18 protein-coding genes are annotated in these 22,424 nt (G+C 72.7%); 13 read left to right on the top strand and 5 right to left on the bottom strand.

The window, feature by feature from the left end:
• The first annotated feature begins 1 nt into the window (after position 1).
• From BMY19_RS08185 to BMY19_RS08160, 6 genes are all read left to right on the top strand, one after another.
• Positions 2–913 (top strand): DUF58 domain-containing protein, encoded by a 912-nt coding sequence (locus BMY19_RS08185; protein WP_091679560.1) that lies wholly within the window; start codon positions 2–4, stop codon positions 911–913.
• 7 nt (positions 914–920) lie between these two features.
• Positions 921–3,740 carry a DUF4159 domain-containing protein gene (locus BMY19_RS08180; RefSeq protein ID WP_100251397.1) on the top strand — a complete coding sequence of 940 codons (2,820 nt, stop codon included), beginning with the start codon at positions 921–923 and terminating at the stop codon, positions 3,738–3,740.
• Positions 3,741–4,074: 334 nt separating this feature from the next.
• Positions 4,075–6,156 carry a hypothetical protein gene (locus BMY19_RS08175; RefSeq protein WP_100251396.1) on the top strand — a complete coding sequence of 694 codons (2,082 nt, stop codon included), beginning with the start codon at positions 4,075–4,077 and terminating at the stop codon, positions 6,154–6,156.
• Between the two features lie 151 nt (positions 6,157–6,307).
• The gene (locus BMY19_RS08170) at positions 6,308–8,233 is read left to right on the top strand and encodes an extracellular solute-binding protein (RefSeq protein WP_100251395.1); all 1,926 of its coding nucleotides are present in this window, start codon (positions 6,308–6,310) and stop codon (positions 8,231–8,233) included.
• 14 nt (positions 8,234–8,247) lie between these two features.
• Positions 8,248–10,095, top strand: coding sequence for an extracellular solute-binding protein (locus tag BMY19_RS08165; RefSeq protein ID WP_100251394.1), 1,848 nt, complete (start codon positions 8,248–8,250; stop codon positions 10,093–10,095).
• 4 nt (positions 10,096–10,099) lie between these two features.
• The gene (locus BMY19_RS08160) at positions 10,100–11,203 is read left to right on the top strand and encodes a microcin C ABC transporter permease YejB (RefSeq protein WP_091926174.1); all 1,104 of its coding nucleotides are present in this window, start codon (positions 10,100–10,102) and stop codon (positions 11,201–11,203) included.
• 19 nt (positions 11,204–11,222) lie between these two features.
• Here BMY19_RS08160 and BMY19_RS08155 read toward each other — a convergent pair whose 3' ends face one another.
• Complete coding sequence (locus BMY19_RS08155; RefSeq protein WP_020092631.1) at positions 11,223–11,714, bottom strand: Rrf2 family transcriptional regulator; 492 nt, start codon at positions 11,712–11,714, stop codon at positions 11,223–11,225.
• Between the two features lie 192 nt (positions 11,715–11,906).
• On the opposite strand from BMY19_RS08155, the gene hmpA reads away from it, so the two are divergent.
• Positions 11,907–13,148: an NO-inducible flavohemoprotein gene (hmpA, locus tag BMY19_RS08150; RefSeq protein WP_100251393.1), complete on the top strand. Its 1,242-nt coding sequence runs from the start codon at positions 11,907–11,909 to the stop codon at positions 13,146–13,148.
• 7 nt (positions 13,149–13,155) lie between these two features.
• Here the strand turns inward: hmpA and BMY19_RS08145 are convergent, their stop codons facing one another.
• Positions 13,156–13,971, bottom strand: a complete 816-nt coding sequence (locus BMY19_RS08145) for an AraC family transcriptional regulator (RefSeq protein WP_100251392.1) — start codon at positions 13,969–13,971, stop codon at positions 13,156–13,158.
• A gap of 62 nt (positions 13,972–14,033) precedes the next feature.
• Here BMY19_RS08145 and BMY19_RS08140 point away from each other — a divergent pair, with 62 nt between their 5' ends.
• Positions 14,034–15,230 (top strand): MFS transporter, encoded by a 1,197-nt coding sequence (locus BMY19_RS08140; protein ID WP_100251391.1) that lies wholly within the window; start codon positions 14,034–14,036, stop codon positions 15,228–15,230.
• Positions 15,231–15,294: 64 nt separating this feature from the next.
• Positions 15,295–15,798: a GNAT family N-acetyltransferase gene (locus BMY19_RS08135; RefSeq protein ID WP_100251390.1), complete on the top strand. Its 504-nt coding sequence runs from the start codon at positions 15,295–15,297 to the stop codon at positions 15,796–15,798.
• A 268-nt stretch (positions 15,799–16,066) separates the two neighbouring features.
• Here BMY19_RS08135 and BMY19_RS08130 read toward each other — a convergent pair whose 3' ends face one another.
• On the bottom strand, positions 16,067–17,248 hold the full coding sequence (locus BMY19_RS08130) for a multidrug effflux MFS transporter (protein ID WP_100251389.1): 1,182 nt from the start codon (positions 17,246–17,248) through the stop codon (positions 16,067–16,069).
• 143 nt (positions 17,249–17,391) lie between these two features.
• The gene (locus tag BMY19_RS08125) at positions 17,392–18,378 is read right to left on the bottom strand and encodes a c-type cytochrome (RefSeq protein WP_100251388.1); all 987 of its coding nucleotides are present in this window, start codon (positions 18,376–18,378) and stop codon (positions 17,392–17,394) included.
• 309 nt (positions 18,379–18,687) lie between these two features.
• On the opposite strand from BMY19_RS08125, the gene BMY19_RS08120 reads away from it, so the two are divergent.
• Positions 18,688–19,431: a 3-deoxy-manno-octulosonate cytidylyltransferase gene (locus tag BMY19_RS08120; protein ID WP_100251387.1), complete on the top strand. Its 744-nt coding sequence runs from the start codon at positions 18,688–18,690 to the stop codon at positions 19,429–19,431.
• A 23-nt stretch (positions 19,432–19,454) separates the two neighbouring features.
• Complete coding sequence (locus BMY19_RS08115) at positions 19,455–20,312, top strand: prephenate dehydratase (RefSeq protein ID WP_020092639.1); 858 nt, start codon at positions 19,455–19,457, stop codon at positions 20,310–20,312.
• A gap of 3 nt (positions 20,313–20,315) precedes the next feature.
• On the opposite strand, the gene BMY19_RS08110 is transcribed toward BMY19_RS08115, so the two are convergent.
• The gene (locus BMY19_RS08110; protein ID WP_020092640.1) at positions 20,316–21,041 is read right to left on the bottom strand and encodes a tyrosine-protein phosphatase; all 726 of its coding nucleotides are present in this window, start codon (positions 21,039–21,041) and stop codon (positions 20,316–20,318) included.
• A 207-nt stretch (positions 21,042–21,248) separates the two neighbouring features.
• Between BMY19_RS08110 and BMY19_RS08105 the strand changes: the two genes are divergently transcribed.
• Positions 21,249–21,755 (top strand): GNAT family N-acetyltransferase, encoded by a 507-nt coding sequence (locus BMY19_RS08105; RefSeq protein ID WP_056525909.1) that lies wholly within the window; start codon positions 21,249–21,251, stop codon positions 21,753–21,755.
• Positions 21,756–21,866: 111 nt separating this feature from the next.
• Positions 21,867–22,400 (top strand): inorganic diphosphatase, encoded by a 534-nt coding sequence (ppa, locus tag BMY19_RS08100; protein WP_020092642.1) that lies wholly within the window; start codon positions 21,867–21,869, stop codon positions 22,398–22,400.
• The last annotated feature ends 24 nt before the right edge of the window (positions 22,401–22,424 follow it).

Raw genomic sequence — 22,424 nt, 5'->3', positions numbered from 1 at the left:
TTTGGTCGCGACGAACGCCCTCGACGCCGGCAGGCGCACCCCCGGCCGGCGCGAGAGCGAGGGCGCGACCGCCCTCTCCGACAAGATGCCCCGCCTCGTCCTGGAGGCGCGCCGCGTGTCGAGCCTGCTGGCCCACGGCCTCCACGGCCGCCGCCGCGCCGGGCCGGGCGAGAGCTTCTGGCAGTTCCGCCCCTTCGTCACCGGCGAGGCCGCGGCCCGCGTCGACTGGCGCCGCTCGGCCCGCGACGACCGGCTCTACGTCCGCGAGCGCGAATGGGAGGCCGCCCACAACATCTGGCTGTGGATCGACCGCTCGGCCTCGATGGGCTTCGTGTCGGACCTCGCCTCGGCCCCGAAGATCGAGCGCGCCCTGATCCTGGGCCTCGCCCTGGCCGACGCCTTCGTGGAGGGCGGCGAGCGGGTGGGCCTGCTCGGCCTGACCCGCGCGAGCGCCTCCCGCGGGATCGTCGAGCGCCTGGCCCAGGCGCTCGTGGCCGACACGGCCGGCCTCACCCAGGACCTGCCGCCCCGGGCCAGCCCCGCCCGCTTCGACGAGGTGGTGCTGATCGGCGACTTCCTGACCGAGCCCGACCGGATCGCGGCCTCGGTGCAGAGCCTCGCCGGCCGCGGCAGCCGCGGCCATCTCCTCATGGTGGCGGACCCGATCGAGGAGACCTTCCCGTTCACCGGCCAGGCCGTCCTGCACGATCTCGAGGGCGGCCTCAGCCTCGATATCGGCGACGCCGACGCCTGGGGCGCGCGCTACCGCGCCCGGATCGCCGAGCACCGGGCCGCGCTGGCGTCCATCGCCCGCGGACAGGGTTGGACGCTGACGATCCACCGCACCGACCGGCCGGCGAGCGAGGCGGCCCTGCGGCTCGCCACGCTGATCGCCGCCCGCGGCACCGAGTGAGGCCGCCATGCTGGGTCTGACCTTCGCGGCGCCGCTGGCGCTCGCCGCCCTGATCGGCCTGCCGGCCCTGTGGTTCCTGCTGCGGGTGACCCCGCCGCGCCCCCGCCGGATCGACTTCCCGCCGCTGAAGCTCGTCGCCGACCTGATCCCGCAGCGGCAGACCCCGGCCCGGACGCCGCCCTGGCTGCTGATCCTGCGGCTCCTGATCGCCGCCGCCCTGATCCTCGCGGTCGCCGGCCCGGTCTGGAACGCCGGGGGCGTCGGGGCCGGCGGTGGCCGCAGCGCGCTCCTCGTGCTCCTCGACAACGGCTTCCCGGCCGCCCACGACTGGCGCGACCGCCTGCGCGTCGCCACCGACGCGGTCGAGGGCGCCGCCCGGGACGGACGGCCCGTCGCGGTGATCGGCCTCGCCGACGCCCCCGCGGCCTTCGAGGCGAAGACGCCGGCCGCCGCCCTGGAGCGCCTGCGCGCCCTCGCGCCGCGCCCGATCCTCCCCGCCCGCGACGCGCATCTCGCGACGATCGAGACCTTCCTCGACAAGAACCGGGGCGCCGGCCTCGTCTGGATCAGCGACGGCGTCGCCGGCGCGGGCGACACGCGCTTCGCCAAGGGGCTCGCCGACCTCGCGGGCGACAGGGGCGCGGCCCTCACGGTGCTGCGGGCCGACAGGCCGCCGGCCCTCGCCCTCACCGCCACCGAGAACGCCGGCAAGCTCGTGACCCACGTCCTGCGGGCGGCGCCGAACGGGCGCGACGCGGGCGTGATCCGGGCGCTCGACCAGAAGGGCCTGCCGCTCGCCGAGCGCGACTTCGCCTTCGGAGCCGACGCCACCGAGGCGGACGCGGCCTTCGAGATGCCGGTGGAGCTGCGCAACAGCATCAGCCGGCTGGAGATCGCGGGCGAGCGCTCGGCCGGCGCCGTGGTGCTGCAGGACGAGCGCGGCAAGCGCCGCCGGGTCGGGCTCGTGTTCGGCGGCACCCTCGACCAGGCGCAGCCGCTCCTGGCGCCGACCTACTACCTGTCGCGGGCGCTCCAGCCCTTCGCGGACGTGCAGGAGCCCCGAGGCGCCAAGGGCACGGCGGACTCGATCAACCAGCTCCTCGACAATCAGGTCTCGGTCCTCGTGCTGGCCGATGTCGGCGCGCTCGACGAGAAGACCACCGCGCGGATCGAGAGCTTCGTGAAGGACGGCGGGATGCTGCTGCGCTTCGCCGGCCCGCGGCTCGCCGCCGGCAACGATCCGCTCGTGCCCGTGCGGCTGCGGCGGGGCGGCCGGACGCTCGGCGGCACGCTCTCCTGGGACAGCCCCAAGACCCTGGCCCCGTTCCCGCCCGAGAGCCCCTTCGCGGGCCTGACGCCGCCGGCCGATATCGGCGTGCGCCGCCAGATCCTGGCCGAGCCGGACGGCGACCTGCCGAACCGGACCTGGGCGTCGCTCCAGGACGGCACGCCGATCGTCACCGCGCAGAAGCGCGGCCAGGGCACGATCGTGCTGTTCCACGTGACCGCCGACACGACGTGGTCGAACCTGCCGCTCTCCGGCCTGTTCATCGACATGCTCCGGCGCGTCGTGGCGCTGGCCGGCGCCGCGGCGCCGGTCCAGGGGGACGCGACGCGGGCCGCGGCCCCGGTGCTCGCGCCGCGGGTGACGCTGGACGGGTTCGGCGCGCTGGGATCGCCGCCGGCCTCGGCCACCGCGGTGTCGGCCGACTACGCCGACCGGGCGAACCTCGAACATCCGCCGGGCTTCTACGGCCCGCCGGACGGAGGCATCAGCGTGAACGCCCTGAAACCGGATGACCGGCTGAAGCCCCTCGACACCGCCGCGCTCGAGGGCGCCCGGTTCGGATCCCTCGCCGGCGCCGAGACCCTGGACCTGCGGCCCAGCCTGTTCACCCTGGCGCTGCTGCTGCTGGCGCTCGACACCCTGGCGGGGCTGTGGCTCGGCGGCTTCCTGCGCCGCGGCGGTCTGGCGGCCCGCCTGCGCGGCCGGCCGGCCGTGCTGGCCCTCGCCGGCCTCGTCCTGCTCGCCGCCCTGCCGGCGCGCCCGGTCCGCGCGGAGGAGCCGCCGGCCAACCGACCGAACGGCATCGAGTCGGCGCTGGTCACGCGCCTCGCCTACGTGATCACGGGCGACGCCGCCGTCGACGAGGCGAGCCGCACCGGCCTCACCGGCCTGACCCAGATGCTGGCCGCGCGCACCGCGCTGGAGCCGGGCGAGCCGGCCGGGATCGATCCGGCGAAGGACGAGCTGGCCTTCTACCCGCTGATCTACTGGCCGATCGCCCCGAACCGGCCGCAGCCCTCGGACGTCGCGATCCGCAAGATCGACGCGTTCATGCGCAACGGTGGCACGGTCCTGTTCGACACCCGCGACGCGCTCACCGCGCGGCCGGGCGGGCCGCCCACCCCGGAGGGAGCCTATCTCCGGAAGATGCTGGCGACGCTCGAGGTGCCGGAACTGGAGCCGGTGCCCCTCGACCACGTGCTGACCAAGGCCTTCTACCTCGTGGACAGCTTCCCCGGCCGCTATGCCACGGGCCAGACCTGGGTGGAGGCTTTGCCGCCGGCCGCGGAAGGCGCCGAGCGCCGCCCGGCCCGCGCCGGCGACGGTGTGAGCCCGATCATCATCACCGGCAACGACCTCGCCGCCGCCTGGGCGGTGGGACGCCGGGGCGAGCCGCTCTACCCGATCGTGGGCGGCGACCAGCGCCAGCGCGAGATGGCGTTCCGGGGTGGCGTGAACATCGTGATGTACACGCTCACCGGGAACTACAAGGCGGACCAGGTCCACGTGCCCGCGCTGCTGGAGCGGCTGGGGCAGTGATCGGTTCGGACACACGGCGCGCGGCCGCCTCCCCTCCCTCCTCTGCATGCCTGCAGATTCGAAGCGCGCGCGCGGCGCCGCGTCGGCAGGACGGGGCGCGGGTCCCCTCTCCCGTGCGGGAGAGGGATACGGTGAGGGGCCAGATCTCCCCGGACGCGGCGCTCCCTGCCGGCACATCGACGGCGTGCTCGAGCCTGTACCTTCCCAACCCTCACCCCAGCCCTCTCCCGCGCGGGAGAAGGAGCCCGTCGCGCCTGCCCGCGCCGCCGCGTGAGCGTGGCGGTTCATGGAATGAGGCGCGGCGCCGCCTCACGGATCCGGAGCGCTCCGCCCCATGCTGAGCCTCAGCTTCACGCCCCTCCTGCCCTGGCCGGCCATCGCCGTCCTCGGAGCGATCGTCGCCGTCCTGGCGGTGTTCGCCGTCCTGGCCCGGGGCCGCACCGCGCTGCTGCGCGTCCTCGTCCTCGCCCTGGTTCTGGCGGCGCTCACCAACCCGGCGCTGGTGCGCGAGGACCGGGAGCCTGTGAAGGACGTGGCCGCCATCGTGGTCGACCGGTCCGGGTCCCAGCAGCTCGGCGACCGGCCGCAGATGACCGACGCGGTCCGCGCCGAGTTGCAGCGCCGGTTCGGTGCGCTCACCGATATCGAGCCCCGCTTCATCGACGTGCCCGATTCCAAGGACGGCGACGACGGCACCAAGCTGTTCACGGCCCTGAGCCAGGCGCTGGCCGACGTCCCGCCGGAGCGCCTCGCCGGGATCGTGATGCTCACCGACGGCGTGGTGCACGACATCCCGTCCTCGCTGGCGCAGCTCGGCATCAAGGCGCCGCTCCACGTCCTCGTCACGGGACACCCGGACGAGCGCGACCGGCAGATCAAGCTCCTGGAGGCGCCGCGCTTCGGCATCGTCGGCAAGGACCTGACGATCCGCGCCGAGGTCATGGAGCGCGGCGGGACCGGCCACGCGGTCGTCACCGTGCGCCGCGACGGCGAGGAGATCGGCCGGCGGGACGTCGCCACCGACAAGCCGTTCGCCCTCAACCTGCGCATCGAGCACGGCGGCCCGAACGTGGTGGAGATCGAGGTCGAGCCGCTGCCGGGCGAGCTCACCACGGTCAACAACCGGGCGGTCCTGCCGATCGAGGGCATCCGCGAGAAGCTCCGGGTGCTGCTCGTCTCCGGCGAGCCGCACCAGGGCGAGCGCACCTGGCGCAACCTCCTGAAGTCGGACGCCAACGTCGACCTCGTCCACTTCACCATCCTGCGGCCGCCGGAGAAGCAGGACGGCACGCCGATCTCGGAACTCTCCCTGATCGCCTTCCCGACGCGCGAGCTGTTCGTCCAGAAGATCAAGGACTTCGACCTGATCATCTTCGACCGCTACGCCAATCAGAGCGTGCTGCCGCAGGCCTATTTCGACAACATCGTCCGCTACGTCCGCGAGGGCGGCGCCCTGCTGATCGCCGCCGGCCCCGAATTCGCCGGACCGGCGAGCCTCGCCCGCACCCGGCTCGCCGGCATCCTGCCCGGTGACCCCGACGGCCGGGTCGTCGAGAAGCCCTACAAGGCGACGCCGACGCAGGTCGGCCAGCGCCACCCGGTGACCCGCGCCCTGCCGGGCTCGGACGCGAACCCGCCCGCCTGGGGCGACTGGCTGCGCATCGTCGAGGCCCGGACCCGGCCGGGAATCCAGCCGATCCTGTCGGGGGCCGAGGGCCTGCCGCTGCTCGCGCTGTCGCGCGAGGACAAGGGCCGCGTCGCCCTGCTCCTGTCCGACCACGCCTGGCTCTGGGCGCGGGGCTACCAGGAGGGCGGCCCCTATCTCGACCTGCTGCGCCGCCTCGGCCACTGGCTGATGAAGGAGCCGGCCCTGGAGGAGGAGGCGCTGCGCGCCCAGACCACCGGGCGCGGCCGCGAGGTGCGGGTCGAGCGCCAGACGATGGCGGATCAGGCCGAGCCGGTCACAGTGACGGGCCCCACCGGCAAGGTGACGACGCTGACGCTCAAGCCCCAGGAGCCCGGCCTGTTCACCGCGACCTTCGACGCGGAGACCCTGGGCCTGCACACCCTGCGGTCGGGCAACCTCGTGGCCTTCGTCAGCGTCGGGCCGGCCAACCCGCGCGAGCTCGCCGACGTGTTCAGCGACACCGAGCGCCTGAAGGCCGCGGCCGACGGGTCGGGCGGCTCGGTCCGCCGGGTCGCCGAGTCGGGCGGCATCCAGGTGCCGCGCCTCGCGCTGGTGCGCGGCGGCCGCCTCGCCGGCAGCGACTGGATCGGCTTCCGGCCGAGCGACAGCGCCAACATCCGCGGCGTTGAGGTCTACCCGCTGGCGCTCGGCCTCGCGGCGCTGGCCGCGCTGGCGGCCGCCCTGCTCGCCATGTGGCTGGTCGAGGGCCGGCGGGGGCGGGCGGCGTGACGCGGACTTGCGGCTGGGCGCGCCTTCGGACCCGTGCGGCCCTGTGCGCTCCCGCATGGTCGACGGGCGGCGGTCCGCGTCCTATGACCCCCTGACATGTCGAGAGAGTCCGCGTCCGGCGCGGGCTCGAACCAACGGAGACAGCCTGCCCGTGACAGCGCAGACCGTGACTGGACGCCTCCTCGCCGCGACGCTCCTCGTCGCCTGCCTCCAGCTCGCCCCGGCCCGTGCGCAGGAACCGGCCGCGATGCCGTCGACGCCGCCTGCCGTGCCGGCCACCCTGCCGGCCGCCAACGGCCAGTGGACCCACGCGATCACGCTGATGGGCCAGCCGAAATACGGCCCGGACTTCAAGCATTTCGACTACGCCGACCCGGCAGCCCCCAAGGGCGGCATGGTCCGGTTCGGGGCCCAGGGCGGGTTCGACAATTTCAACATCGTCGTCGCCGGCCTGAAGGGCGACCTCGAGAACGGCATCCAGCAGATCTACGATCCGCTGATGACCGAGTCGTCGGACGAGCCGTTCACCTCCTACGGCCTGCTCGCCGAGGCGGTGCGGATCGCCCCCGATCTCGGCTCGGTCTCGTACCGGCTGCGCGAGAACGCCCGCTGGCACGACGGCAAGCCGATCACGCCCGAGGATGTGGTCTGGTCCTTCGACGTGCTGAAGGCCAACAGCCCGTTCTACGCCGCCTACTACCAGACCGTGGCCAAGGCCGAGGTGACCGGGCCGCGCGAGGTGACCTTCACCTTCACCGAGACCGGCAACCGCGAGTTGCCGCAGGTGATCGGGCAGCTCCGCGTCCTGCCCAAGCACTGGTGGACCGCCAAGGATTCCAACGGCAAGCCGCGCAGCGTCACCGAGACGACCCTGGAGCCGCCGCTGGGCTCGGGCCCCTACCGCCTCGCGAAGTTCGAGCCGGGCCGCACCACCACCTACACCCGCGTGCCCGATTACTGGGGCAAGGACCTGCCGGTGAATGCCGGTCGCTATAACTTCGACACCGAGCGCTACGAGTACTTCCGCGACGGCACCGTGCTGGTCGAGGCGCTGAAGGGCGACCTCTACGATTTCCGCGTCGAGAACATCGCCCGCAATTGGGCGACCGCCTACGAGGATTTCCCGGCCGTGAAGGAGGGCCGGCTGATCAAGGAGGCGTTCCCCGAGCGCGGCATGGGCATCATGCAGGCCTTCGCGTTCAACACGCGCCGGGACAAGTTCAGGGACCCGCGCGTCCGCCGGGCCTTCAACCTCGCGATGAACTACGAGGAGATGAACAAGGCGCTGTTCTACGGCCTGTACAAGCGGATCAACTCCTACTTCTTCGGCTCGGAGCTGGCGTCATCGGGCCTGCCGGAGGGCGAGGAGAAGGCGATCCTCGAGAGCGTCAAGGACAAGGTCCCGGCCTCGGTCTTCACCACCCCCTACGCCAACCCGGTCAACGACGGCCCCGAGGCGGTGCGCAGGAACCTCCGCGAGGCCGTCGGCCTGCTGCGCGAGGCCGGCTACGAGCTGCGCGGCGGCAAGATGGTCAGCAAGGCGACCGGCGAGCCGCTGACCGTCGAGTTCCTGGAGTTCCAGAACACCTTCGAGCGGGTCATCCTGCCGTTCTCGGCGCAGCTGAAGCTGATCGGCATCGACGCCACCCTGCGGGTCATCGACCAGGCGCAGTATCAGAACCGCATCCGCAACTTCGACTTCGACGTCACCACGGCGTCGTGGGGCGAGTCGCTCTCGCCCGGCAACGAGCAGCGCGAGTACTGGGGCTCGGCCGCGGCCGACAAGCCCGGCTCGCGCAACCTGATCGGGATCAAGGACCCCGGCATCGACGCCCTGATCGAGACGGTGATCTTCGCCAAGGACCGGCACACCGTGATCGCGGCGACCCGGGCCCTGGACCGGGTGCTCCTCGCCCACGACTACGTCGTCCCGCAGTGGTCCTCCGACCAGCAGCGGACGCTGCGCTGGAACCGGTTCGGCCACCCGGCGATCCTGCCGCTCTACGCCAGCTCCGGCTTCCCGACGACGTGGTGGTACGACGAGACGCTCGCCGCCAAGACCGGGGCGCCCCGTTGACGGGCGGTCCCGGGATGCCGACCCGGCGCGGGCTGGTCCTCGGGGCCGGCGCGCTCGCGGCGATGCCGCCGTGGCGCCCCGCCCGGGCGGCCGACGCGGAGGAGCGCCACGGCCTGTCCAGCTTCGGCGAGCTCAAATACGGCCCAGACTTCGCGCATTTCGACTACGTGAACCCGATGGCGCCCCGCGGCGGGCGCTTCTCGGCGCAGCTCGCCGCGACGACCGGCAATCAGTCGCTCAACACCTTCAACACGCTCAACGTCTACGTGCTGCGCGGCGACGGGGCCGCCGGCATGCCCCTGACCTTCGACAGCCTGATGGTCCGCGCCCTCGACGAGCCGGACGCCCTCTACGGGCTGGTGGCGCGCGCCGTCACGGTCAGCCCGGACGGCCTGACCTACACCTTCGCGCTGCGCCCGCAGGCGCGGTTCCACGACGGCTCGCCGCTGACCGCGCGGGACGCGGCCTTCAGCCTCAAGCTCCTGCGCGACAAGGGCCACCCCGAGATCGCCGAGGTGATCCGGCCCATGACCGACGCCCGGGCCGAGGGCGACGGGCGGCTCGTGGTGACCTTCGAGCCGGGCCGCGCCCGGGACCTGCCGCTGTTCGTCGCGCAGCTGCCGCTCTTCTCCGCCGCCTACTACGCCGGCCGGGACTTCGAGGCCTCGACCTTGGAGGCGCCGCTCGGCTCCGGTCCCTACCGGGTCGGCACCGTCGATCCGGGCCGGTCCATCGGCCTGGAGCGCGTCCCGGATTACTGGGCCGCCGAGCTGCCGGTGAATGTCGGCCAGAACAACTTCGACGCGATCCGCTACGAGTATTTCCGCGACCGCACCGTGGCCTTCGAGGCGTTCAAGAGCGGTGCCTTCACGTTCCGCGAGGAGTTCACCGCCCGGGTCTGGGCCACCGGGTACGACTTCCCGGCGATGACCGAGGGCCGCGTTGTCCGCGAGACGGTGCCGGACGCGCGGCCGAGCGGCACGCAGGGCTGGTGGATCAACACCCGCCGCGCGGCGTTCCGCGACCCGCGGGTGCGCGAGGCGATCGGCCTGTGCTTCGATTTCGAATGGTCGAACCGCAACCTGATGTACGGCGCCTACGCGCGCACGGCCTCGTTCTTCGAGAATTCCGACCTCAAGGCGACCGGCAAGCCCTCGTCCGAGGAGCTCGCCCTGCTGGAGCCGTTCAAGGACCTGCCGCCCGAGGTGTTCGGCGAGGCCTGGGCGCCGCCGGTCTCCGACGGGTCCGGCCAGGACCGGGCGCTGCTGAAGCGCGCCGACGCGCTCCTGCGGGAGGCCGGCTGCACCCGCCAGGGTGGCAACCTGCTGCTGCCCGGCGGCCAGCCCCTGACTCTCGAGTTCCTCGACGAGGATCCGGTCTTCCAGGCGGTCACGCAGCCCTTCATCCGCAACCTGGGGCTGCTCGGCATCAAGGCGAGCCTGCGCACGGTCGACCCGTCTCAGTACCAGGCGCGGCTGAAGGATTTCGACTTCGACGTCACACCGCGCCGCTACAGCAGCGGGCTCACCCCCGGCGCGGAGCTGCGCGAGACCTACGGGTCCCGCTCCGCCGGGACGGCGGGCTCCAACAACCTCTCGGGGATCGCCAGCCCGGCGATCGACGCGCTGCTCACCGCCGTCGCCGACGCGACGTCGCGGGCGGACCTGACCACCGCCTGCCGGGCCCTGGACCGGGTCCTGCGGGCCGGGCGCTACTGGGTGCCGATGTGGTACGCCTCGACCCACCGCCTCGCCCTCTGGGACGTGTACGGCCGCCCGGCGACGCCGCCGAAATACGATCTCGGCGCCCCCGGGACGTGGTGGTTCGACGCCGACAAGGCCAAGCGGATCGGGCGGGACTGACGCCATGCTCGCCTACATCCTGCGCCGCATCGGCCTGATGATCCCGACCCTGTTCGGGATCATGCTGATCACCTTCACCATCGTGCAGTTCGCCCCCGGCGGACCGGTGGAGCGGGTGCTGTCGCAGCTCCAGGGCCAGCGCGACGGGGCCATGTCCCGCGTCACCGGCGGCTCGGGCGACCTCGGCGGCGCCAGCCGGCCGTCGGGCGGCGGCGACGCCAGTTCCCGCTACCGCGGCGCCCAGGGGTTGAGCCCGGAATTCATCGCCAAGCTCGAGAAGCAGTTCGGCTTCGACAAGCCGGCGCCCGAGCGCTTCGCCAAGATGCTCTGGGACTACGTCCGGTTCGATTTCGGCCGCAGCTACTTCCGCGACGTCACGGTCATCCAGCTGATCAAGGAGCGGCTGCCGGTCTCGATCTCGCTGGGCCTGTGGATGACGCTGCTGTCCTACGCGATCTCGATCCCGCTCGGCATCCGCAAGGCCGTGGCGGACGGCACGCGCTTCGACCGCGCGACCTCCTTCGTGGTGATCATCGGCTACGCGATCCCGGGCTTCATGTTCGGGCTGATGCTGATCATCCTGTTCGCCGGCGGCTCGTTCTACCAGTGGTTCCCGCTGCGCGGCCTGACCAGCGAGGGCTGGGAGAGCTTCTCGCCCTGGCACAAGGTGACCGACTACGCGTGGCACATGGTGCTGCCGCTGACCGCCCTGGTGATCGGCGCCTTCGCCACCTCGACCCTGCTGACCAAGAACTCGTTCCTCGACGAGATCCGCAAGCAGTACGTGCTGACCGCGCGGATGAAGGGGCTCTCCGAGCGGCGCGTGCTCTACGGGCACGTGTTCCGCAACGCCATGCTGATCGTGATCGCGGGCTTTCCGGGCGCCTTCATCTCGGCCTTCTTCACCGGCTCGCTGCTCATCGAGACGATCTTCTCCCTCGACGGCCTGGGCGAGCTGTCGTTCCGGGCGATCGTCGGGCGCGACTATCCGGTGGTGTTCGCCACGCTCTACATCTTCTCGCTGCTCGGGCTCGCGGTGAACCTGCTGTCCGACCTGATCTACGTCTGGATCGACCCGCGGATCGATTTCTCGGCGCGGGCGACCTGACCGCGCGACGCGCGGAGCCTCAGGCCTCCGGGAGGCTCGCGGCGCCGGCCGGCACCGGCGGCTCGTCGCGCGGGGGGCCGGCCAGGCCCAGCAGCGCCGCGATGGCGTCGCCGTCCGGCGCGCCGAGGAGGTCCGCCAGCGTGTAGCGGTCGAGGACGGCGAGGAACGCCGCCAGGGCCTCGCCCAGCACCCGCCGGAGCCGGCACGGGGCCGTGATGGCGCAGGCGCCGCCGCCGAAACACTCGACCAGCGCCAGGTCGTCCTCGGTCTGGCGCACCACTGCACCGACGACGATCTCCTCCGGCGGCTTCGCCAGCCGAAGGCCGCCGCCCCGGCCGCGGATCGTCCGGATCAGGCCGAGCCGACCCAGCTGGTGGACCACCTTGGTCAGGTGATTTTCCGAGATGCCGTAGGCGCGCGCGATCCCGGCGATCGAACTCTGCTCGGGCTCGTGGAGCCCGACGTAGATCAGCGTGCGCAACGCGTAATCCGTGTAGCGGGTCAGGCGCATCTCAACTCCAGAAGACGATCCCTGCCGTGGGGCGATGCGATGTCCGCCGCGGTCCGAGTCCGTACGCGCAGCCGCGGACCGGCACCACCGCAGGCAGGCGAACAGGCACCGTCCCTATAAGATGTATTTCCCTTGCATCTTTTCGAGGGGGCGCTAAAAGAAGCATGTCATATGCACCTTTTGAGCTGTGCCATGCCCGCGCCCCTCTCCCCCGCCACCGTCGCTCTCATCAAGGACACCGTGCCGGCCCTGGAGGCCCACGGCCTCACCATCACGAAGCGCATGTACGAGCGCCTCTTCGAGAACGCCGAGATCCGCGACCTCTTCAACCAGTCCCATCACGGCGAGACCGGCTCTCAGCCGAAGGCCCTGGCCCAGGCCGTGCTCGCCTACGCCCGCAACATCGACAATCTCGGCGTCCTGGCGGGCGCGGTCGAGCGCATCGCGCAGAAGCACGTCGCCCTGAACATCCTGCCGGAGCACTACCCGCACGTGGCCGACGCCCTCCTCGGCGCGATCGGGGATGTCCTCGGCGAGGCCGCCACGCCGGAGATCGCCACGGCCTGGGGGGAGGCCTACTGGTTCCTGGCGGAACTGCTGATCGGCCGGGAGGCCGCGATCTACCGCGACCATGCCTCCAAGCCGGGCGGCTGGAACGGCTGGCGCGACTTCGTGGTCGACAGCGTGACCCAGGAGAGCGAGACGATCCGCTCCTTCGTCCTCGTGCCGGCCGACGGTGGCCCGGTGCTGCGGCATCGGCCGGGCCAGTATCTCGGCTTCCTCCTGGACCTGCCGGGCCGCGGCGTGCTGAAGCGGAACTACTCGGTGTCCTGCGCGCCGAGCGACCGGGCCTACCGCATCACCGTCAAGCGCGAGGCGGCGCCGGGCCGTCCGTCCGGGATCGCCTCGAACTGGCTGCACGACCACGCGCGGCCCGGCACCGTGCTGAAGGTCGCCGCACCGGCGGGCGACTTCAGCCTCGACACCGAGAGTGACGCGCCCGTGGTGCTGGTCAGCGGCGGCGTCGGGCTGACCCCGATGATCAGCATGCTCGAGACCATCGCGGCGGACAGCCCGGACCGGCCGACCTGGTACGTCCACGGCGCCCTGTTCGGCCGCGTCCACGCCCTGCGCGACCACGCCCGGGCGCTCGCGGCGCGGGCCCGCGCCGCGACGCTCGTGACGTTCTACGCGGAGCCCGAAGCCGCGGACCGGCCGGGTGAGCACTACGACGTCCAGGGCCTGATCACGGCGGACTGGCTCGCGGAGCACACGCCGCACGACCGCGCGACCTACTACCTGTGCGGTCCCAAGCCGTTCCTTCGGGATCTCGCCACCGGCCTGCTGCGCCGCGGCGTCCCGGCCGAGCGGGTGAAGTTCGAGTTCTTCGGCCCGGCCGACGAGCTCTTCGAGGAGCCCCGGCAGGCAGCCTAAGCGGCGCTCACGCCGACCCGCCGCCGAGCGGGCGCTCCGGGCCGAGCACCCGCGCCACGGTGGTTCGCAGCGCCTGCGCGCTCCGGTAGCCAACCGCCGCCGCGACCGCCCGGGGCGGCCGCCCCTCGGCCGCCAGCGCCAGCGCCCGGATCACGCGGGCTCTCGCCCGCCAGTCGCCGAAGCTGAGACCGGTCTCCGCGCGGAACCCGCGCGTGAGCGTGCGCCGGCTCGCCCCGGCACGGTCGGCCCAGGCGTCGAGATCGGCCTCCGAGGCCGGATCCTCGATCAGCGCGAGGCAGACGCGGCGCAGGCGCGCGTCGCGCGGGAGCGGCAGCGCGAGCGGCGTCGCCGGGGCCCGGCCGATCTCGTCGAGCACCAGGGCGGCGAGGTGGCCGCCGCGACCCGCCTCTGCGTAGAGCACCGGTTCCTCCGCCAGCGCGGTGAGCGCGGCGGCGAGGAGCCGCGACACCGCGATCACCCGGCAGCTCGCCGGGAAGGACCGGACCGCGGCCGGATCGAGATAGGCCGAGCACATCGCGACCGCGCCGTGGGTCGCGACCGCGTGCGGCAGAAGCGGCGGGATCCAGAGGGCGTGCCCCTCGGGAACCACCCAGGTGCCGTCCTCCGCGAACGCCATCATCAGCCCGGACGTGGCGTAGAGCAGCTGCGCGCGGGGATGGAAGTGCCGGGCGAGGTGCATCCCGGCCGCGTAGGTCTTGGGCATCACCGCGACCGGGCGCGGCACGTCCTGATAGTCGGCCGCCTCGGTCGACCGCCCGACGGCGCCGCGCGCCTCCGTCGAGATTGGCCCGTTCGCGTACATATCCGGCCCAACACCGCCATCGGGTCAGGCTATCAGGGTGCCGTCCCGGAGGATACGCCGCGATGGATTCGGACACGCTGTCCCGCCGCACCCTGCGCTTCGTCAACGTCGCGCACGCCCTCGACCATTTCGTGCTGCTGATCTACCCGACCGCGGTCATCGCCATCGCGGCCCAGACCGGGCTCGGCTACGGCGAGCTGATCGGGCTCGCCACCGGCGCCTTCGTGGCCTTCGGCCTGTGCTCGCTGCCGATGGGCTCGCTCGCCGACCGGTTCGGGCGGCGCAACATGCTGGCGGTGTTCTTCTTCGGCTACGGCCTGTCCTGCCTGGGCGTGGCGAGCGCCTCGACGCCGCTGGGCTTCGCCCTCTGGCTCTGCGTCCTCGGGCTCGCCTCGGCGATCTACCACCCGGTCGGCTCGGCCATTCTGGTGACTCATGCCCGCCGGCTCGGGCACGATCTCGGCATCAACGGCGTCTGGGGCAATCTCGGCGCGGCCTCGGCCTCCGGCCTGACCGCGCTGCTCGCCGCCGCGGTCAGCTGGCGCGCGGCCTTCATCGTTCCCGGCCTCGTCTGCCTCGCCTGCGGGGCCGCCTTCGTGGCCCTGGTCCCGGGCGACGGCGACGCCGCGGGGAGGAAGGCCGGCGGCGCGGCCGTGATCCCGGTGACCCGGCCCTGGGCGCTCATGGCGATGTTCGCCCTGTCGATCTTCGCGGGCGGCCTGACCTTCAACCTGACGACGATCAGCCTGCCCAAGGTGATCGACGAGGGCGTCGGGCAGGCGCTGCCGCTGGCGCTGACCGGCTCGATCGCCACCGGCGTCTTCCTGTTCGGCGCCCTGATGCAGCTCGCCATGGGCCGGCTGATCGACCGCTACAGCCTGCCGTCCCTGTTCGTGGCCCTGTCGGTGCTGCAGCCGCTCGGGCTCGGGATCGCGGCCGTCTCGACCGGCCTGCCGCTGCTCGCCGGGCTCGTCCTCGCCATGACGGCGATCTACGGGCAGGTGGTGATCAACGACGCGATGATCGCCCGCTACGTGCCGCCCGCCTACCGGGCCCGCGCCTACAGCGTGCGCTACTTCGTCGGCTTCACGGCGAGCGGCTTCGTGGTGCCGGCGATCGCCCTCCTGCACGACCGCGGCGGCTTCGCGCTGGTCCTCGGCGTCGCCTCCGCCTGCGGCGCGGTGATCTGGCTCGCGGCCCTGGGCTTCCTGAGGCTGACGCAGGGCGGCGCGCGGCCCGCCCTGGCCGCCGCCGAGTAGCGCGACGGTTTGCGGGTCCGGCCCGGCGCTGCTACGCGGCGCCCGTCCGACCCGCGAGTACCCCGTGACCGATCTGTCCCTCGTCATCCGGCCGGAGCGGCCGGAGGATGCCCCCGCCATCGAGCGCCTCCACGCCCGGGCCTTCGGTCCCGGCCGCTTCGCCCGCACCGCCTACCGCCTCCGCGAGGGCGCGGCCGAGCGGATCGATCTCGGCATCACCGCCTCGGTCGGCAGCTTCCTCGTCGGCTCGGTCCGGATGGGTCCGGTGCGGACCGGGGCGACGCCCTTCGTGATGCTCGGCCCCCTGGCGGTCGATCCGAGCTTCGAGGGCCGCGGCATCGGCGGCACCCTGACCCGCGCGGCGATCGAGGGGGCGCGGCGGGCGGGCGAGGGTCTGGTGATCCTCGTCGGCGACGCGCCCTACTACGCCCGCTTCGGGTTCACGCCGGTTCCGCCCGGGCGCCTGACCCTGCCGGGACCGGTCGACCCGGCGCGCCTGCTGTGGCTGGAACTGGCCGAGGAGTTCCGTGCGGGCGTGTCGGGCCCGATCGAGGCGGTCAGGACCTGAAACGGGGCCCGGCGGGCGTGCCTCAGCTCTCTGACGGTGATTTCGATCCGCACCGGGCTGGTCTTCTGCATGCGCGTGAATGGCTCAGCTCAACCCACACGCAGCCGCCATCATTGCGAGCGAAGCGAAGCAATCCAGTAGCGCCACACTTACGGAGGGCGCGCTGGCCCTGGGTCGCTTCGCTGCGCTCGCGATGACGGAGGGGGCCGACGGCTCCGCCGAGCAGCGAGCGCCTCCAGGGCCGGCGCTCGACCGTTCGAAACCCGGTTCAGGCCCGCCGGAGCGCCAGCGCGGCGATCAGCCCGGCCGCGAGCAGCGCCAGCGCCACCGGCGTCGCCGAGGTCGCCGGCCACGCGGAGGCGGCGGCCGTGAACAGCGCCCCGAACGTCATCTGGGTGAAGCCGTAGAGGCTGGAGGCCGACCCGGCGGCGTGCGGGTCGACGTTCATCAGCCCCGCCACCGCGTTGGGGCTGAGCAGACCGACGCCCACCGCGTAGGCGAAGAGCGGCACGATCAGGCTGACCACGCCGAGCATGCCGGTGCGGTCCACGACCAGCAGCGACAGCGCCGCCCCGATACAGAGGAGGTTGCCGCTCCGCGCCGCCTTGCGGATCGGCACCCGGGCGGCGAGCCGGCTCGCCAGGACGGCGCCGCCGACCATGCCGAACACGACGATCAGGCAGTCGAAGCCCACCTCCTGCGAGGAGCGCCCGAGCCGGTCCACGAGGAGGAACGGCGCCACCGCCAGGAACGCGTAGAGACTGGTGCCGCCGCAGGCGCCCGCCACTAGGTAGGCCCGGAACACCGGGATCCGCACCAGCCGCAGGTAGCCGGACAGGACGGCGACGAAGCCCGGCAGCGCCACTTTGTGGCGGTTGGTCTCGGGCAGGGTGAAGACCACGAGCGCGCCCAGCACGGCGACGAGGCCGGCCAGCACCACGAACACCGCGCGCCAGCCGAAGGCCTCGTTCACCACGCCGCCGATCGCCGGGGCCAGCGCGGGCGTGAGCGTCATCGCGGTGGTGAGGATCGCGAGCTTCCGGGCGGCGTCCTCGCGGGTCGAGACGTCGCGGACCATCGCCCGGCCGATCACCAGCGAGCCGCAGGCGCCGAGGGATTGCAGGACGCGGGCGACGAGCAGGACCCCGATATTCGGCGCGGGGATCGCGAGCAGCAGGCCGGCGAGGTAGAGGCCGAGTCCCCCGATCAGGATCGGGCGCCGCCCGTACCGGTCCGAGAGCGGCCCGTAGAGGAGCTGACCGCCCGCGAGCCCGATCAGGTAGACGGTGATCGTCAGCTGCGCGCCGGCGGCGTTGGTGCCGAGGTCGACGGCCGCCGCCGCCAGCGCCGGCACGAAGATGTGCAGCGCCACCGTCCCGGTCATGGTCACGGCGACGAGGAGCGGCAGGGGGGCCCGGCGCTCCGGCTCGGCGGGACGTCGATCAGTCAAGGGGCCCTACGCGGTTCTCGATCCGGCCGGATGCCGGGGCGCAGCCGCCTTAGAGCAAGGGCCACGCCCGGAGCCATGCCGGCGGAACGCGCCAGGCACGCGAGGGGCGGGACCGTGCTCGGCCCCGCACCCGGCCGTGCCGCCTACTCCTTCGGCAGCGGCTGCGGGGTCGGCAGCGGCGCGTTCAGATCCTTGGTCGGGCCGCCGACCTCCAGATCCTTCGCCCGCTCGACGGCCTCGGGATTGGCCTTCGCGGCCGGCTCCTTGGCGGCCGGCGCCGTCGGCGCGGTCGGCTCGGCGGGGATCAGGCTCGAGGGCTGGCCCTGCTGGTCGCTGTCGTGGGCGCTGGCCGGGGGAGCCGGCGCGTTGCGGTCGCTCGACTCGCCGGTCGTCCGCGGGCTGCCGGGCGACTTCGCCTCGACCGGCTTGGCGGTGCCGGTATCGGCGGGCTTGGCCGGGCTGTCCTTACCCTCGGACGCCTTGTTGGCGGCGGGCTTGTCGGCGGACGGCTTGTCGGCCGCGGGCTTGTCGGCGGCAGGCTTGTCCTCGGGCTTGGCCGCGGCGGGCGCGGCCGCCGGCGCGGCGTCCGTCTTCTCGACGGCCGGCAGCGGCTTCGGCGATTCGGCGAGCGTCCGCAGGTAGGCGATGACGTTGGCCCGCTCCTGCGGCGCCGCGATGCCCGCGTAGGCCATCTTGGTGCCCTTCACGTAGGCCTTCGGGTTCGTCAGGAACTCGTCGAGGTCGGCGTAAGTCCAGGAGCCGCCCTTCTCCTTCATGGCCGCCGAGTAGTCGAAGCCCGCATGCGCGCCCTTCGGCCGCTCGACGATGCCGTACAGGTCGGGGCCGACCTTGTTCGGGCCGCCCTTCTCGAAGCTGTGGCAGGCGTGGCAGGCCTTGGTGCCGGCCTCGCCCTTCTCGGCATTGGCGCTCGCGAGGCGGACGGCGATCGGCTCGACCTTGGCCTCGGGCGCCGCGGAGGCGGCCTCGGGCTGCGGCTCGGGCAGGTCATAGCCGGCATTGCCCGCCGGCTTCGGGTGGTAGATCAATTCGGCGACGAAACCCGATCCGGCCGCGAACAGAAGGGCGCCGAGGACCGCACCCAGGACCTTGTTCACCTCGAACGAGTTCATGCTCTTCTCGCAACTCGGCCGTGCCGAACGCGCGCCTGACACGGGCGAGCGGGCTCGGACACCGGACATTGGAAGATTTCGAGGTTGCCTTAGCGGTTCCGGGCGGCTCCTGACAATGCCGCAGGGGCGTTCCGCGTCGCTCCGGCGCAGGATTGTTCCACCGAATTGTCCAGCTTGTCACCGGGTGGCACCTTTTCTCCACCGCGGCCCGGCCCGTTCCCGGGGGACGACAACCGGGGGCCGGCCTGTTAAGCAGCCGGCCGCCTCCCGTCGCGGCCGCTCGATCCGCGCATCCGGATCCGAATCTCGATGTCCGATCCCCTGGTCCTGATCCCGGCGCGCCTCGCCGCGACCCGCCTGCCGAACAAGCCGCTGGCCGACATCGCCGGCGAGGCCATGATCGTCCATGTCTGGCGCCGGGCCGTCGAGGCCGGGATCGGCCCGGTGGTGGTCGCCACCGACACGGCGGAGATCGCCCGCACGGTCGAGGCCGCGGGCGGCCTCGCGGTGATGACCCGGGCCGACCACCCGTCGGGCTCCGATCGCCTCGCCGAGGCCCTGGAGATCGTCGATCCGGAGGGCCGCCACGACGTGGTCGTCAACGTGCAGGGCGACCTGCCCACCATCGACCCGGCGATCATCGGCGCCTCCGTCGCGCCGCTCGCCGACCGCACCGTCGACATCGTCACCCTCTGCGCGCCGATCACCGATCCGCAAGAGGCCGACAACCCCAACGTGGTCAAGCTCGTCGGCCACGCGGTCGGTCCCGGGCGCCTGCGCGCCCTCTACTTCACCCGCGCCCGCGCGCCCTGGGGCGACGGGCCCCTCTGGCACCACATCGGCCTGTACGCCTACCGGCGCACGGCGCTCAGCCGGTTCGTGGCCCTGCCGCCCGGCGAGCTGGAGGTGCGGGAGAAGCTGGAGCAGCTGCGGGCCCTCGAGGCCGGCATGCGCATCGATGCCGCCATCGTCGACGACCTGCCGCTCGGCGTCGACACCCCCGCCGACCTGGAACGGGCCCGCGCCCTGCTGCAGGGCCGGCGCCTGAACTGACCGACGAACGAATCCGCGCCGCCATGACCGACCGCACCATCGCCTACCAGGGTGAGCCCGGGGCCAACTCGCACATCATCTGCGCGGAGGCCTATCCGGACTGGACGCCGCTGCCCTGCCCGACCTTCGAGGACGCCTTCGCGGCGGTGACGGAGGGGCGCGCGCAGCGGGCGATGATCCCGATCGAGAACTCGATCGCGGGCCGCGTCGCCGACATCCACCACCTGATCCCGATCTCGCCGCTGCACATCGTGGCCGAGCACTTCCTGCCGATCCACTTCCAGCTGATGGTCCTGCCGGGCACGAAGCTCGAGGCGCTGAGGAGCGTCCACAGCCACGTCCACGCGCTGGGCCAGTGCCGCCGCATCATCCGCCGGCTGGGCCTGAAGGCCGTGGTCGCCGGCGACACCGCCGGGGCGGCCCGCGAGATCGCCGAGATCGGCGACCCGAGCCGGGCGGCCCTGGCGCCCGCTCTCGCCGCCGAGGTCTACGGCCTGGACATCCTCGAGCGCGACGTCGAGGACGAGGCGCACAACACCACCCGGTTCGTGGTGTTCTCCCCCGAGCCCGAGCCGGTCGCCCAGGGCGCCGAGCCCTGCGTGACGAGCTTCGTGTTCCGCGTCCGCAACATCCCGGCCGCCCTCTACAAGGCGCTCGGCGGCTTCGCGACCAACGGCGTCAACATGTCGAAGCTCGAGAGCTACATGGTCGACGGCGAGTTCACCGCCACGCAGTTCTACGCCGAGGTCGACGGCCATCCGGAGGATACGGGCCTCCGCCGCGCGCTGGACGAGCTCGGCTTCTTCTCGCGCGAGCTGCGGGTGATCGGGACCTACCCAGCCCACCCGTTCCGCGAGGCGGCGCGGCCGCCCGCGGAGTGATCCTCACTCCCGCCGCAGGATGCGGTCGGCGGCCAGATCCGACCAGAAGCCCGGCCGGAAATCCCGCTTGAGCGCCTCGGGATCGTAGACGGTCTCGACCCAGGTCAGGAAGTCGAGGCCCTGCGCCTCGCCCTCGACGCGGTAGCGGGCGAAGAACGCGTCGAGGATCCCGGTCTTGGCGAAGCGGAGATGGCCGTAGCGGGCGGAGAGCTGCCGGGCGGCCTCGGCCACCGGGCGGCCCTCGTGCAGGATCAGGTACAGGGCCGAGGCGAGGCCGGCCCGGTCGGCGCCGGACTTGCAGTGCATCACGGCCGGGTACTCGATGCCGGCGAAGAACGCCTTGGCGCCGAGGATGGTGGCGCGGTCCGGCGCCTCCCGTGAGCGGAGCACGAACTCGACGAGCTTGAGGCCGTGGCGCTCGCAGGCCTCGCGCTGCAGCGGCCAGGACCCGTGCTCGCGCCCGCCGCGCAGGGAGATGATCGTCCGCACGCCCTCGGCCCGGAAGCGGGCGAGTTGGTGGGGACCGGGCTGGGCCGAGCGCCAGACGGCGCCGGTGCCGACCCGGTGCCGGTTGAGGTAGGCGAGGCGGAACACGCCGTGGTCCATCAGCAGCATGCTGGCCCAGGCCATCAGCCGGTCGCCGGGGCCGGCGATCGGCCGCTCGAAGCGGGCGATCCGGGCCATGCGGCGCGCGTAGCGCGTCTCGGGCTTGAGGAAGCGGTTGAACAAGGCCGGGCTGCCGAGGGAACGAGCTCGGGCTCTACCAGCCACCCGGCGGCCCGGCAATTCGCGGGCCCGGCCCCCGACCGGCACGCGGTCGACCACACACCGACGCGTTCCGGCGCCGTTCTTGCCTTCACTCCGCCCGGATCGGCATCGAACCTGCGCGGACCGCGCGAGTTATCCGCCGGTCGGACGATGGGAGGCCCGAGGCCCATGAGCACGCGCACCACGAGCATCCGCCGGGCCCGCGAGGCCGACCTCGGCGGCTTGTCCAAGGTGTTCGACGCGTCGTGGCGCGAGGCCTATCGCGGCATCATCCCGGGCGTCGCCCTGGAGCGGCTGATCTCGACCCGGGATCGGGCGTGGTGGCGGGGCGCCCTGCGCCGCGGCCGGCCGATCGCGGTGGTCGAGACGGGCGAGCTCGTCGTCGGCTACGCGGCCTACGGGCGGACGCGCAGCCGGTCGCTCGGCACCGAGGCGGAGATCGACGAACTCTACCTGCTGCCGGAGTACCAGGGCGTCGGCCTGGGCCGCCGCCTGTTCCGGGCGGTGCGCAACGACCTCGCGGATCACGGCCTCGCGCGGCTCGGCGTGTGGAGCCTGGAGGACAACGCCCGCGCCAGCGCCTTCTACGAGGGGCTCGGCGGCGTCGCCGGCCCGCGGGTGCTGGACCGCGTGGCGGGCCTCCCGCTCCCGAAGGTCGGGTTTCTCTTCGGCTAACGTTTTCCAGCGCTCGTTGCCGGGCCGTACCATCGACTGATTTGCTTTGCCAGGCGGCGCCTCTAAGAGATCCGGGAAGCGGACGAGACCGCATTCCGGAAGCGACAGGCCATGAAGATCGACGCCATCCCGCTCGGCAAGAAGCCGCCGCACGACGTCAACGTGATCGTCGAGGTGCCGCTCGGCGGCGAACCGATCAAGTACGAGATGGACAAGGAATCCGGCGCGCTGGTCGTCGACCGGTTCCTGTACACGCCGATGTTCTACCCGGGCAATTACGGCTTCATCCCCCACACCCTGTCGGGCGACGGCGATCCCTGCGACGTGCTGGTGGCCAACACCCGCGCGGTGCTGCCGGGCGCGATCATCAGCGCGCGTCCCGTGGGCGTGATGGTGATGCAGGACGAGGGCGGCGAGGACGAGAAGATCATCGCGGTGCCCTCGCGCCACCTGACCAAGCGCTACGACCGGGTCGAGAACTACACCGACCTGCCCGACATCACGATCCAGCAGATCCAGCACTTCTTCGAGCACTACAAGGATCTGGAGCCCGGCAAGTGGGTCAAGTTCGTCCGCTGGGGCGACAAGGAGGAGGCCCACCGGCTGATCGAGGAAGCGATCGAGCGCGGCAAGGCCAAGAAGTAAGGGCTGACCGGCCGCTCCTGCGGG

Source organism: Methylobacterium sp. UNC300MFChir4.1 (assembly GCF_900110155.1).
Classification (GTDB): domain Bacteria; phylum Pseudomonadota; class Alphaproteobacteria; order Rhizobiales; family Beijerinckiaceae; genus Methylobacterium.
The sequence above is the reverse complement of the archived record's forward strand: the minus strand, read 5'-3'. Positions and strand labels throughout refer to the sequence as shown.

What these genes read in the sequence shown, in the direction of transcription:
- BMY19_RS08105 (WP_056525909.1), top strand. Translation starts at nt 21,249, where the DNA reads ATGAGCACGCGCACCACGAGCATCCGCCGGGCCCGCGAGGCCGACCTC.
- BMY19_RS08175 (WP_100251396.1), top strand. Translation starts at nt 4,075, where the DNA reads ATGCTGAGCCTCAGCTTCACGCCCCTCCTGCCCTGGCCGGCCATCGCC.
- ppa (WP_020092642.1), top strand. Translation starts at nt 21,867, where the DNA reads ATGAAGATCGACGCCATCCCGCTCGGCAAGAAGCCGCCGCACGACGTC.
- BMY19_RS08140 (WP_100251391.1), top strand. Translation starts at nt 14,034, where the DNA reads ATGGATTCGGACACGCTGTCCCGCCGCACCCTGCGCTTCGTCAACGTC.
- BMY19_RS08145 (WP_100251392.1), bottom strand. Translation starts at nt 13,971, where the DNA reads ATGTACGCGAACGGGCCAATCTCGACGGAGGCGCGCGGCGCCGTCGGG.
- BMY19_RS08155 (WP_020092631.1), bottom strand. Translation starts at nt 11,714, where the DNA reads ATGCGCCTGACCCGCTACACGGATTACGCGTTGCGCACGCTGATCTAC.
- BMY19_RS08115 (WP_020092639.1), top strand. Translation starts at nt 19,455, where the DNA reads ATGACCGACCGCACCATCGCCTACCAGGGTGAGCCCGGGGCCAACTCG.
- hmpA (WP_100251393.1), top strand. Translation starts at nt 11,907, where the DNA reads ATGCCCGCGCCCCTCTCCCCCGCCACCGTCGCTCTCATCAAGGACACC.
- BMY19_RS08160 (WP_091926174.1), top strand. Translation starts at nt 10,100, where the DNA reads ATGCTCGCCTACATCCTGCGCCGCATCGGCCTGATGATCCCGACCCTG.
- BMY19_RS08120 (WP_100251387.1), top strand. Translation starts at nt 18,688, where the DNA reads ATGTCCGATCCCCTGGTCCTGATCCCGGCGCGCCTCGCCGCGACCCGC.
- BMY19_RS08125 (WP_100251388.1), bottom strand. Translation starts at nt 18,378, where the DNA reads ATGAACTCGTTCGAGGTGAACAAGGTCCTGGGTGCGGTCCTCGGCGCC.
- BMY19_RS08165 (WP_100251394.1), top strand. Translation starts at nt 8,248, where the DNA reads ATGCCGACCCGGCGCGGGCTGGTCCTCGGGGCCGGCGCGCTCGCGGCG.
- BMY19_RS08180 (WP_100251397.1), top strand. Translation starts at nt 921, where the DNA reads ATGCTGGGTCTGACCTTCGCGGCGCCGCTGGCGCTCGCCGCCCTGATC.